The organism is Pseudomonas sp. MHK4 (assembly GCF_054600775.1).
The window spans coordinates 572,318-585,251 of the sequence record NZ_BAAIAK010000003.1; the positions used below are offsets into that span (position 1 = coordinate 572,318).

Sequence of the window (12,934 nt, forward strand, 5' to 3'; positions counted from 1 at the left end):
GCTGCGGGCATGTAAAAAGCGTACTTGCCGCTGTGAACTATAGTTTTATGTGCGCTGTTCTTATGAACGGGTTGAACATGAAGGCTTTCGGTCGGACCCTGACGCTCCTTGCACTGTTGTCTGCGGATTCGATGGCGGCTATGCAAGCCAACACGCCCGAGGCCGATTTCTATCAGTGGATAGCGTCTGAACAAGGTCAAAAAGCGACCCTCGAGCAAATGCGCCAGCGTTGCGACCAAGTGCTGGACGCCGCGAAGAACCTGAATTGTTCAGTGTCCGTCATCGCCCGAATGTTCGAAGCCAAGGCCGCCAACCAATTGCCTGATTACCTTCTGGCCATCAAGCGCAGACACGCCCGGGCGATAGAGGCCGATCCAGAACTGAAAAGCCTGTTTTCAATGTTTGGCAACGAATCCCTCTCGATCCTGAGGGCGACCGAGGACTTCTCGGTAACAAGAAACAAACGCCGCGAGGTGTTGCCGATCCATCCGTATGCCAGTGACGCGTTCATTGCTGAAGAGGTGCTGCCGTTTATCGATGTCGGCGCGGGCAATGGTCACTTGGCGCGTTTCGTTCTCGACACAGGCGCCCCGCAAACCCGGGTCAATGCCGAAACGGCAAGGTTGATGGGGGTCAAGTTGTTGACTGACTCCCACTACGCCTACAGCACGTTTTATGGCGAGCGCGAACTGTCTGCCAGATTGGGGATTCTTGATTCCATCAAGGTAGGAGAAAGCGAGTTCAGGAATGTGCTGGTTTTTGTCAGCGACCGGGACAACTTGCTGGGGCTCGATCTGATCAGTAAGTTGGGACGCCTGAAAATCACCCGCACAACCCTGGTGCTCAATGCCGCCCTGGTCGCGCGGTGCGACTCGCCGATTGCCTACACCCGCATGGACATCAACCAAAGGCTGACGATCGCCGCAGGGCTGGATAACCGGGCAACGGTGGCAATCGTGGATACCGGAAACGTTGACTACCTGACATCGGCTGCGCCGGGTGAATTGTTCAACGTCGTGAAGTCCGACCACTCAACCGTTAGCCCCGCAGAGAAACAGCGCTATCAAACTTTCAACGGTGAATTGAAGTTGCCCGGTGATACCCAGGTCCTCACTTACAAATATTACCCGGGCTTCTCCATTCCGCCGTCGTGGTTGCAGGGGCGTTATGTGCCGTCGATCTTGCTCGGGTGGCGCGCCTTCAATGATTTTGAATTGAACCTGGACGTCGAGTCGGGTCGCTCATGTTTTAACCGGGTTTGATCGTTTTAGAACCGTTGACCGGTTTACCCACAATCCCTGTTAGCGCTTCTGTGGATAACATGTTCGCCCCTCGCTGTAACCTATACAGATCGCGGGCTGCAGCCATCAGATCAAAAAACAACCAGCCTAAACCCCGGTTTTTCATGGCTTTTTTCCCAACGTGAATGTGCACAAGTGAGCGAACTTGCCCCCAATCTCTGTTGGCGCTTCTGTGGATAAGATGTTTGCTTAACGCTGCAGGCCTTTAAATTCATGTCTTTCAGGCTGTTGGTTGAAAAATGATCAAGTCGACTGTTTCAATCAACAAACCGTCCGCAAACCTAGAAATATCGCGGCTTTCAGTGGTTTTCCACAACCCTCTGGAAGTTGCCCCCAAAGACTGTTGGCGTTTCTGTGGATAAGGTGTTCGCGATCCTCTGCAGGCCAGGTGCGGCGTGGCTTTCGAGCTTTAGGTCAAAAAATGATCAATCGCTACTGCAAACCCTGGTTTTGGATAAGTCACGGTTTTTCTTTAGTTTTTGTGGAAAAAGTTTTGCGTGTTTCCACAGTTGTCCCCATTTGCTGTGGGTGGAGGTGTGGATAACTTGTTTGCGGAAGGCTGGGAGGCGCGTAGAGCATAGCGCTGAACGGAATAGGTCATATTTCGTACAGTTCTAAACAATGGGAAATGTGGTGCGGGGGATAACCTGTCGCGAGCAAGCCCTTGTTAGGAGCGAGCTTGCTCGCGATGGAGGTCAACGATGACGCGGGAGCCTGACACCCCGCGGTTCTCTCAGGTTTTTCGCGAGCAAGCTCGCTCCTACAGGGGGGTGCATTAGCCTTGAACCGGAACCCCTTTGAGGTACGGCGCAGGCTCGGCACCCAGGTTGCTCAACAGGCGCTCGCTGTACCAATCCACAAAGTTCACCACACCAAACTCATAGGTCTTGGAGTAGGGCCCTGGCTGATAAGCGGTGGAGTTGATACCGCGCTGGTTTTCTTCTGCCAGGCGACGGTCCTGGTCGTTGGTGGCGTCCCAGACCTGGCGCATGCGCTCCACGTCGTAGTCCACACCTTCAACGGCATCCTTGTGCACGATCCACTTGGTGGTGACCATGGTTTCCTGTGCGCTGATCGGCCACACGGTGAACACGATGATGTGATCGCCCATGCAGTGGTTCCACGAGTGCGGCAGGTGCAGGATGCGCATCGAGCCCAGGTCGGGGTTCTTGATACGGCCCATGAGCTTGGCGCAGCCCTGTTTGCCGTCCAGGGTCATCGACACGGTGCCCTTGAGCAGCGGCATGCGCACGATGCGGTTACGCAGGCCGAAGCTGGCGTGGGCATAAGGGATCTTCTCGGCTTCCCAGGCGGCGGCGGAAGCGGCCACGTGGTCCTTGAAGGCCTGGTCGGCGCGCGGGTCGGTGACGTCGTCCCATTCCAGCAGGGTTTTCAGCAGCTCCGGGTGCGACGCATTGCAGTGGTAGCACTCGCGGTTGTTTTCCAGCACCAGCTTCCAGTTGGCCTTTTCCATCAAGGTGGTGGTGATCGCCACCTTGGTGTTTTCCATGTCGTACGGTTCCATGTAATGGTTGAGCGTCGACAGGAAGTCATCGATGGCCGGCGGATTTTCCGCCAGGCTGATGAAGATGTAGCCACCGGCGGTCTTCACGTTCACCGGTTTCAGGCCGTACTGCTTCATGTCGAAGTCGGCGCCCATCTCGGTGCCGGCGAACAGCAGGCGACCGTCCAGTTCGTACGTCCACTGGTGGTAGTGGCAGACCAGTTTGGCGACCTTGCCTTTTTCGCTGGTGCACAGGCGCGAACCGCGGTGGCGGCAGACGTTATGGAAGGCGTGCACGACGCCTTCTGCGCCGCGAATCACGATGATCGGGTTCTTGCCCACTTGCAGCGTCAGGTAGTTGCCCTTGGTGGGGATCTCGCAGGTCATGCCGGCGATCAACCACTCTTTCTGAAAGATTTCCTGCATGTCGATATCAAACAGGCGCTCGTCAGAGTAAAACGGCTGCGGCAGCGAGAACGTGCGCTCGCGCTCTTGCAGCATCTGCGCGGTGGCCTTGCGTGCGGGTTCCAGCGGATCGCCCAGGCTAAGGGTAGTAGTGACGTCCATCGTTTGATCCTCAAGGCCATTCTGTGTGGCCGGCGAAAGTGACTAATCAGGGTTGCTACGCAAGGTGTAAAAAACTGTCGTTGTGTGGAGCGAGTGTGGGGCCGGCGCTGGCCAGAACCTTATCCATGGGCGACATGGTGCAATCTGTTCCCGACGCGCAAGCCCCGGTAGTTGGGGCCTGGTCGCGATAAGCATGTGAATGTCGCAGATAGGTAAATGGGTGGTCCGCGCTATACGCAGAATCGCCAACATGAAGGCCGACAGTCGGCCGTGGAGATCAGCATGTCCAACAGCTTCCTGAACCCGGTAACCACCCAGACCTGGGCCAATGGCCGGCACATCGTCCGTTGCGTCAAAGTCATCCAGGAAACCTGGGATGTGCGCACCTTCTGCTTCATGGCTGACCAGCCGATCCTGTTCTTTTTCAAGCCGGGGCAGTTTGTCACCCTGGAGCTGGAAATCGAAGGCCAGCCGATCATGCGCTCGTACACCATTTCCAGCTCGCCGTCGGTGCCGTACAGCTTTTCGGTAACCATCAAGCGCGTGCCGGGCGGCAAGGTGTCCAACTGGCTGCACGACACCCTGCACGAAGGCCAGGAGCTGGCGGTACACGGACCGGTCGGGCTGTTCAATGCCATGGACTTCACCGCGCCCAAGGTGCTTTATCTCAGCGGCGGCGTCGGTATCACGCCGGTCATGTCCATGGCGCGCTGGTTCTACGACACCAACGGCAATGTCGACATGGTGTTTATCCACAGCGCTCGTTCGCCCAAGGACATCATTTACCATCGCGAGCTGGAACACATGGCGTCGCGGATCGATAACTTCAGCCTGCACCTGATCTGCGAGAAGCACGGCATGGGTGAGCCCTGGGCCGGTTATCGCGGCTACCTCAACCACCGAATGCTCGAATTGATGGCGCCGGACTTCCTTGAGCGCGAAGTGTTCTGCTGCGGCCCGACACCGTACATGAATGCGGTCAAGCGCTTGCTGGAAGCCGCTGGCTTCGACATGTCGCGTTACCACGAGGAATCCTTCGGCGCGACCCCGCCAGAGGCGCGTGCCGACGCCGTGGAACATGCCGAACAGGCGGCCGACGCACCGGAACTCGACGTGGCGGATCTGCATCAGGTGGAGTTCGTCGCGTCCGGCAAGAGCATTCGAGTGGCGCCGGGCGAGACGGTTCACGCCGCGGCAGCCAAGGCCGGTCTGCTGATTCCAAAAGCCTGCGGCATGGGCATCTGCGGTACCTGCAAGGTATTGAAGCTGGGTGGCGAAGTGGAGATGGAGCACAACGGCGGGATCACCGAGGAAGACGAAGCCGAAGGCTACATCCTGTCGTGCTGCAGCGTGCCGAAGGGTGACGTGCGTATCGAGTTCTAACTCACACCGAAAATCCCTGAAGGAGCTGCCGCAGCCTGCGGCAGCTCCTGCAGGTTTGGCGTCAGGCGCTCATCACTTCACGAATATCTTTGGCCAATTCCCGTACGCGCTCTTCCTCGGTATCCCACGAGCACATGAAGCGTGCGCCGCCGTTGCCGATGAAGGTGTAGAAACGCCAGCCCTTGGCGGTCAGTGCGGCGATGGCCGGTTCCGACAGTTGCAGGAACACGCCGTTGGCCTGGACCGGGAACATCAGCTCCACGCCTGGAATATCGCTCACCAGTTCGGCCAGCAGTTGCGCGCAGTGGTTGGCGTGGTGGGCGTATTTGAGCCAGGCGCCGTTTTCCAGGATCCCGACCCAAGGGGCGGAGAGGAAGCGCATCTTTGAAGCCAGCTGCCCGGCCTGCTTGCAGCGGTAGTCGAAGTCTTCAGCCAGTGCGTGGTTGAAGAACAGGATCGCCTCGCCCACGGCCATGCCGTTTTTCGTGCCGCCGAAACACAGGACGTCAACGCCGGCCTTCCAGGTCAGGTCCGCTGGCGTGCAGCCGAGGAACGCGCAGGCGTTGGAGAAGCGCGCGCCGTCCATGTGCAGGTTCAGGCCCAGTTCCTTGCAGGTGGCGCTGATGGCGCGGATTTCGTCCGGGGTGTAGACACTGCCGACTTCGGTGGCCTGGGTCAGGGTCACGACGCGGGGTTTGGGGTAGTGGATGTCCTGGCGCTTGAGCGCGACTTCGCGGATCGAATCCGGCGTCAGCTTGCCGTTTTCAGTGCGGGCGATCAGCAACTTGGAGCCGTTGGAGAAGAATTCCGGTGCGCCGCATTCGTCGGTTTCGACGTGGGCGGTTTCCGAGCAGATCACGCTGTGGTAACTCTGGCACAGCGACGACAGGGCCAAAGAGTTGGCGGCGGTACCGTTGAAGGCGAAGAACACTTCGCAGTCGGTTTCAAACAGTTTGCGGAAATCGTCGGACGCGCGGGCGGTCCACTCGTCGTCGCCGTAAGCGCGCTGGTGGCCATGGTTGGCCTGTTCCATGGCAGCCCAGGCTTCAGGGCAGATGCCGGAATAGTTGTCGCTGGCGAATTGTTGGCTCTTATCGGTCATGGCCTGCTTCCGTGGTCGGGACGCTTATGGTGAAGCGTCTCGTGGTCAATGATGGTGCGCACTGTACCCAAGATCGTCAGGAGAGCACACGGGATGTCGCTGTCAGAAAATTACAAGGATGCCGGGCAATTATGCACGTGACTACACACTTAAAGCAGCGCGACCATGCACTGGATCTGCTCAAGTGGCTGGCGCTTTTGTGCATGGTGCTCGATCACCTGCGATATGTCGGTTACTCCGTCGATTTGTTGTATGTGCCTGGGCGATTGGCGTTTGCGTGGTTCTGTCTGGCAATGGCCGCCAATCTTGCGCGAAAGCCTGCTGTGGAGAGCAGTGGGCAATGGCGCTATCTGGGCTGGCTGTTGCTGTTCAGCGCGGTGAGTGAAATTCCCTACCGTATGTTCATTCCCGAGCACGACACGCTGAACGTGATGCCCACCCTGGTCCTTGGCCTGTTGGTGGCGCGTGGCTGGCAACAGCCGACGCTGCAATCGCGGTTGCTGGCGGCAGTCGCCTTGCTGCTGGCGGCGCTGCTCACGCAAAAAGTGATGTTCGGTTTCTTTGGGGTCCTGTTGCCATTGGCGCTGCTGCTGGTGATCCGTCGTCCCTGGTATTACGCGCTGCTGCCGGGGCTGGTGTGTCTGGCGGCCAATCAATGGCAGGTGCTGTATTACGCCGCGCGGCTGGGCAACCCTGCGGCCATTCCCGCCATCGTCACTTGTCTGATTGCGCCATGGCTGGGGCTGTTCCTGTTGCGACACCTGCATGACGTAAAAGCACCACCGATGCGCCGCTGGGCGTATGCGCTGTATCCGCTGCATTTCCTGCTGTTGCTCGCAGTCCGCCAAGTCTTCACATAACCCCTGTGGGAGCCAGCCTGCTGGCGATTGCGGAGGTTCAGCCACCATCAGTGTCGCCTGTGCCGCCGTCATCGCCAGCAGGCTGGCTCCCACAGGGATTTGCGCAGATTAGGAGGGTGTGTCTGTCAGAGCATTTCCCGCCATGTCGTAAACGCACCTTTGCGTGGCGTCCGTAGGCATTTGACCTGTCTGCGCCGGTCATACCATCGGCATCAAAGGGCACTGCCGAAAAGCCAGTGCCTCACCGAGACGAAAGGCGCACCGCCGCCGCTGGGAGAGACGCGATGTTCAGCAAGCAAGACCAGATCCAGGGTTACGACGATGCACTGCTGGCGGCGATGAATGCCGAGGAGCAACGTCAGGAAGATCACATCGAGCTGATCGCGTCAGAGAACTACACCAGCAAACGCGTCATGGAAGCGCAAGGCAGCGGCCTGACCAACAAATACGCCGAAGGCTATCCAGGCAAGCGCTACTACGGTGGCTGCGAGCACGTGGACAAGGTTGAAGCCCTGGCCATCGAACGCGCCAAGCAGCTGTTCGGTGCCGACTACGCCAACGTGCAACCACACTCCGGTTCCTCGGCCAACAGCGCCGTGTACCTGGCCCTGCTGCAAGCCGGCGACACCATCCTGGGCATGAGCCTGGCCCATGGCGGTCACCTGACCCACGGCGCCAAGGTGTCGTCCTCGGGCAAGCTGTACAACGCCGTGCAGTACGGCATCGACACCAAGACCGGGCTGATCGACTACGACGAAGTCGAGCGCCTGGCCGTCGAGTGCAAGCCGAAGATGATCGTTGCCGGTTTCTCGGCCTACTCCAAGACCCTCGACTTCCCACGCTTCCGCCAGATCGCCGACAAGGTCGGTGCCCTGCTGTTCGTCGACATGGCCCACGTAGCCGGTCTGGTCGCTGCCGGCCTGTACCCGAATCCGCTGCCGTATGCCGACGTGGTCACCACCACCACCCACAAGACCCTGCGCGGTCCACGTGGCGGCCTGATCCTGTGCAAGTCCAACGAAGAGATCGAGAAAAAACTCAACGCTGCTGTGTTCCCCGGTGCCCAGGGCGGCCCGCTGATGCACGTGATCGCCGGCAAGGCGGTGTGCTTCAAGGAAGCGCTGGAGCCAGGCTTCAAGGCCTACCAGCAGCAAGTGATCGACAACGCCCAGGCCATGGCCGGCGTATTTATCAAACGCGGCTACGATGTAGTGTCCGGCGGTACCGACAACCACCTGTTCCTGGTCAGCCTGATCCGTCAGGGCCTCACCGGCAAAGAGGCAGATGCAGCACTCGGTCGCGCCCACATCACCGTGAACAAGAACGCTGTCCCGAACGATCCACAGTCGCCGTTCGTGACCTCCGGCCTGCGCATCGGCACCCCGGCGGTGACCACTCGCGGCTTCAAGGTCAGCCAGTGCGTCGAACTGGCCGGCTGGATCTGCGACATCCTCGACAACCTCGGCGATGCCGATGTCGAGGCCAATGTCGCCCAGCAAGTATCGGCACTGTGCGCGGACTTCCCGGTTTATCGCTGAGCGCGGTTTTGGAGTAAATGACTATGCAACGCTACTCAGGCTTCGGCCTCTTCAAACACTCCCTCAGCCACCACGAAAACTGGCAGCGCATGTGGCGCACGCCGACCCCGAAGAAGGTCTACGACGTGGTCATCGTCGGCGGTGGCGGGCATGGTCTGGCGACCGCCTATTACCTGGCCAAGGAACACGGCATCACCAACGTGGCCGTGGTCGAGAAAGGCTGGCTGGGCGGCGGTAACACCGCGCGCAACACCACCATCGTGCGCTCCAACTACCTGTGGGACGAGTCGGCGCACCTGTACGAACACGCGATGAAACTGTGGGAAGGCCTGTCCCAGGACCTGAACTACAACGTGATGTTCTCCCAACGCGGCGTCTACAACCTGTGCCACACCCTGCAAGACATCCGTGATTCCGAGCGCCGGGTCAGCGCCAACCGCCTCAACGGCGTCGACGGCGAACTGCTCGATGCCAAGCAAGTGGCCGACGAGATCCCGTACCTCGACTGCTCGAAGAACACCCGTTACCCGGTGATGGGCGCCACCGTCCAGCGTCGCGGCGGCGTGGCCCGTCACGATGCCGTGGCCTGGGGCTTTGCCCGTGCCGCCGACGCACTGGGCGTGGACCTGATCCAGCAGACCGAAGTGATCGGCTTCCGCAAGGAAAACGGCGTGTGCATCGGCGTTGAAACCAACAAGGGCTTCATCGGCGCCAAGCGCGTCGGTGTAGTGACTGCCGGTAACTCCGGGCACATGGCCAAACTGGCCGGTTTCCGTCTCCCGATCGAATCCCACCCGCTGCAAGCGCTGGTGTCCGAGCCGATCAAGCCAATCATCGACAGCGTGATCATGTCCAACGCCGTGCACGGTTACATCAGCCAGTCCGACAAGGGCGACCTGGTGATCGGCGCCGGTATCGACGGCTACAACGGCTACGGCCAGCGTGGTTCGTACCCGGTGATCGAGCACACCGTCCAGGCCATCGTCGAGATGTTCCCGGTCTTGTCCCGCGTACGCATGAACCGTCAGTGGGGCGGCATCGTCGACACCACCCCGGATGCCTGCCCGATCATTTCGAAAACCCCGGTACCGAACATGTTCTTCAACTGCGGTTGGGGCACCGGCGGCTTCAAGGCCACACCTGGCTCGGGCAACGTATTTGCCGCCAGCCTGGCCAAGGGTGAAATGCACCCATTGGCCGCACCTTTCTCCATCGACCGTTTCCACAACGGTGCGTTGATCGACGAACACGGCGCTGCTGCGGTTGCCCACTAACAGGAGAAATCCCCATGTTGCATATCTTCTGTCCTCACTGCGGCGAGCTGCGCTCCGAAGAGGAATTCCATGCATCCGGCCAGGCGCACATCCCGCGTCCACTGGATCCGAACAGCTGCACCGACGAGGAGTGGGGCGACTACATGTTCTTCCGCGACAACCCTCGCGGTCTGCACCATGAGCTGTGGGATCACGTCGCTGGTTGCCGCCAGTACTTCAACGCCACCCGTGACACCGTGACGTACGAGATTCTCGAAACCTACAAGATCGGCACCAAGCCACAATTCACCGACAAGACCGATAGCCCGAAAGCGGCCACCACGGCTCTGGGAGAGAAGGTATGAGCCAGATCAATCGCCTGTCCAACGGCGGACGGATCGACCGCAACAAAGTCCTGACCTTCACCTTCAACGGCCAGAGCTACAAAGGCTTCGAGGGCGATTCGCTGGCCGCTGCATTGCTGGCCAACGGCGTCGACATCATCGGTCGCAGCTTCAAGTATTCCCGCCCGCGCGGCATCTATGCCGCCGGTGCCGAAGAGCCGAACGCGGTGCTGCAGATCGGCGCCACCGAAGCCACGCAAATTCCCAACGTACGCGCCACGCAACAAGCGCTGTACCAGGGCCTGGTCGCTACCAGCACCAACGGCTGGCCGAACGTGAACAACGACATGATGGGGATTCTCGGCAAGGTCGGCGGCAAGCTGATGCCACCGGGCTTCTACTACAAAACCTTCATGTACCCGCAATCGTTCTGGATGACTTATGAGAAGTACATCCGCAAGGCTGCCGGCCTGGGCCGCTCGCCGACCGAGAATGATCCGGACACCTACGACTACATGAACCAGCACTGCGACGTGCTGATCGTCGGCGCCGGCCCTGCAGGCCTGGCCGCTGCACTGGCGGCTGCGCGCAGCGGTGCCCGCGTGATCCTGGCTGACGAGCAGGAAGAGTTCGGCGGCAGCCTGCTCGACTCCCGCGAAAGCCTCGACGGCAAGCCTGCGACCGAGTGGGTCGCCAGCGTCATCGCCGAACTGAAGAACACCCCGGACGTGCTGCTGTTGCCGCGCGCCACGGTCAACGGTTATCACGACCACAACTTCCTGACCATTCACGAGCGGCTGACCGATCACCTCGGCGACCGCGCCCCGATTGGCCAGGTGCGTCAGCGCATCCACCGCGTTCGCGCCAAGCGCGTGGTGCTGGCGACCGGCACTCATGAGCGCCCACTGGTCTACGGCAACAATGACGTGCCGGGCAACATGCTCGCTGGCGCAGTCTCGACTTACATTCGCCGCTACGGCGTGGCACCGGGCAAGAAGCTGGTGCTGTCGACCAACAACGACCATGCCTACCGCGTGGCCCTGGATTGGCTCGATGCCGGTCTGCAAGTGGTGGCCGTCGCCGACGCCCGCAGCAACCCGCGTGGTGCGTTGGTGGAAGAGGCGCGTGCCAAAGGCATCCGCATCCTCACCGGTAGCGCTGTGATCGAAGCCCGTGGCAGCAAGCGCGTGACCGCTGCCCGTGTGGCCGCCATCGATGTCAAAGGACACAAGGTCACCAGCCCGGGCGAATGGCTCGAATGCGACCTGCTCGCCAGTTCCGGCGGCTACAGCCCGGTAGTCCACTTGGCTTCGCACCTGGGTGGCAAGCCGATCTGGCGCGAAGACATCCTCGGTTTTGTGCCGGGTGAGGCGCCGCAGAAACGCGTATGCGTCGGTGGCATCAACGGTGTCTACGGCCTTGGCGATTCCCTGGCCGACGGTTTTGAAGGGGGTGTGCGCGCCGCCAGCGAAGCCGGCTTCGGTCCGGTCGAAGCCAAGTTGCCAAAAGCCCTGGTCCGCCAGGAAGAGCCGACGCTGGCATTGTTTCAAGTGCCTTACGAGAAAGTCACTGCTCGTGCGCCGAAGCAATTCGTCGATCTGCAAAACGACGTCACTGCGGCCGGTATCGAACTGGCGACCCGCGAAGGCTTCGAGTCGGTCGAACACGTCAAGCGCTACACCGCGCTGGGCTTCGGCACCGATCAGGGCAAGCTCGGTAACGTCAACGGCCTGGCCATTGCCGCCCGTTCGCTGAACGTGACCATCGCGCAGATGGGCACCACCATGTTCCGTCCGAACTACACGCCGGTAACCTTCGGCGCCGTGGCCGGTCGTCACTGTGGGCACATCTTCGAGCCGGTGCGTTTCACCGCACTGCATCACTGGCACCTGAAAAACGGCGCCGAGTTCGAAGACGTCGGTCAGTGGAAACGACCTTGGTACTTCCCGAAATCCGGTGAAGACATGCATGCCGCCGTGAAGCGCGAATGCAAAGCCGTGCGCGACAGCGTCGGCCTGCTGGACGCGTCGACCCTGGGCAAGATCGACATCCAGGGCCCGGACTCGCGCGAGTTCCTCAACCGCATCTACACCAACGCCTGGACCAAGCTCGACGTGGGCAAGGCGCGCTACGGCCTGATGTGCAAAGAAGACGGCATGGTCTTCGACGACGGCGTAACCGCTTGCCTGGCCGACAACCACTTCGTGATGACCACCACCACCGGCGGCGCTGCACGCGTGCTGCAATGGCTGGAAATCTACCACCAGACCGAATGGCCGGAGCTGAAGGTGTACTTCACTTCCGTGACCGATCACTGGGCGACCATGACCCTGTCCGGGCCGAACAGCCGCAAGCTGCTCGCTGAAGTCACCGACATCGACCTGAGCAACGAAGCCTTCCCGTTCATGACCTGGAAAGAAGGCCTGGTGGGCGGTGTGCCGGCGCGGGTGTTCCGGATTTCGTTTACCGGTGAACTGTCGTACGAAGTCAACGTGCAAGCCGACTATGCGATGGGTGTGCTGGAAAAAATTGTCGATGCTGGCAAGAAGTACAACCTGACGCCATATGGCACCGAAACCATGCACGTGCTGCGCGCCGAGAAGGGCTTCATCATCGTCGGTCAGGACACCGACGGCTCGATGACCCCGGACGACCTGAACATGGGCTGGTGCGTCGGTCGCACCAAACCGTTCTCGTGGATCGGCCAGCGTGGCATGAACCGTGAAGACTGCGTGCGTGACCAGCGCAAGCAACTGGTTGGCCTGAAGCCGATCGACCCGAACAAATGGCTGCCGGAAGGCGCACAGCTGGTGTTCAACACCAAGCAGTCGATCCCGATGACCATGGTCGGTCACGTGACCTCCAGCTATGCGCACAACTCCCTGGGCTATTCGTTTGCCATGGGCGTGGTCAAGGGCGGCCTGAACCGCATGGGTGAGCGTGTGTTTGCGCCACTGGCGGACGGCAGCGTGATCGAGGCGGAAATCGTTTCTTCGGTGTTCTTCGATCCGAAAGGCGAACGCCAGAACGTTTAACGACCTCGAGATCTGTGGGCGGGCTGCCAATCGCCAGCAGGGCTAGC

Annotated in this window: 9 protein-coding genes; 7 read left to right on the forward strand and 2 right to left on the reverse strand. The window is 60.3% G+C overall.

Features of this window, described 5'->3' with window-relative positions:
• Window positions 1–77 precede the first annotated feature (77 nt).
• Window positions 78–1,262, forward strand: coding sequence for a retropepsin-like aspartic protease (locus tag ACYP2Q_RS11315; RefSeq protein ID WP_459730519.1), 1,185 nt, complete (start codon window positions 78–80; stop codon window positions 1,260–1,262).
• An 814-nt stretch (window positions 1,263–2,076) separates the two neighbouring features.
• Here the strand turns inward: ACYP2Q_RS11315 and gbcA are convergent.
• Window positions 2,077–3,372, reverse strand: a complete 1,296-nt coding sequence (gene gbcA / locus ACYP2Q_RS11320; RefSeq protein WP_459730520.1) for a glycine-betaine demethylase subunit GbcA — start codon at window positions 3,370–3,372, stop codon at window positions 2,077–2,079.
• A gap of 282 nt (window positions 3,373–3,654) precedes the next feature.
• Here gbcA and gbcB point away from each other — a divergent pair, with 282 nt between their 5' ends.
• Window positions 3,655–4,755 (forward strand): glycine-betaine demethylase subunit GbcB, encoded by a 1,101-nt coding sequence (gbcB, locus tag ACYP2Q_RS11325; RefSeq protein ID WP_459730521.1) that lies wholly within the window; start codon window positions 3,655–3,657, stop codon window positions 4,753–4,755.
• Window positions 4,756–4,816: 61 nt separating this feature from the next.
• Here gbcB and ACYP2Q_RS11330 read toward each other — a convergent pair whose 3' ends face one another.
• On the reverse strand, window positions 4,817–5,857 hold the full coding sequence (locus ACYP2Q_RS11330) for a threonine aldolase family protein (protein WP_459730522.1): 1,041 nt from the start codon (window positions 5,855–5,857) through the stop codon (window positions 4,817–4,819).
• Between the two features lie 131 nt (window positions 5,858–5,988).
• Here ACYP2Q_RS11330 and ACYP2Q_RS11335 point away from each other — a divergent pair, with 131 nt between their 5' ends.
• The 5 genes from ACYP2Q_RS11335 (at window position 5,989) to ACYP2Q_RS11355 (ending at window position 12,887) form a co-directional block, all read left to right on the forward strand.
• Window positions 5,989–6,717, forward strand: coding sequence for a TraX family protein (locus tag ACYP2Q_RS11335; protein WP_459730632.1), 729 nt, complete (start codon window positions 5,989–5,991; stop codon window positions 6,715–6,717).
• Between the two features lie 284 nt (window positions 6,718–7,001).
• Window positions 7,002–8,255: a serine hydroxymethyltransferase gene (gene glyA, locus ACYP2Q_RS11340; RefSeq protein ID WP_459730523.1), complete on the forward strand. Its 1,254-nt coding sequence runs from the start codon at window positions 7,002–7,004 to the stop codon at window positions 8,253–8,255.
• Window positions 8,256–8,278: 23 nt separating this feature from the next.
• Entirely contained in the window at window positions 8,279–9,529 is a 1,251-nt protein-coding gene (locus ACYP2Q_RS11345) for a sarcosine oxidase subunit beta (protein WP_008057117.1), read from the forward strand.
• A gap of 14 nt (window positions 9,530–9,543) precedes the next feature.
• A complete protein-coding gene (locus ACYP2Q_RS11350) occupies window positions 9,544–9,873 on the forward strand; it encodes a sarcosine oxidase subunit delta (protein ID WP_438659005.1) in 330 nt (109 codons plus the stop codon).
• The gene (locus ACYP2Q_RS11355) at window positions 9,870–12,887 is read left to right on the forward strand and encodes a sarcosine oxidase subunit alpha (protein ID WP_459730524.1); all 3,018 of its coding nucleotides are present in this window, start codon (window positions 9,870–9,872) and stop codon (window positions 12,885–12,887) included. Before ACYP2Q_RS11350 ends, ACYP2Q_RS11355 begins: the two co-directional genes overlap by 4 nt.
• Window positions 12,888–12,934: the final 47 nt, after the last annotated feature.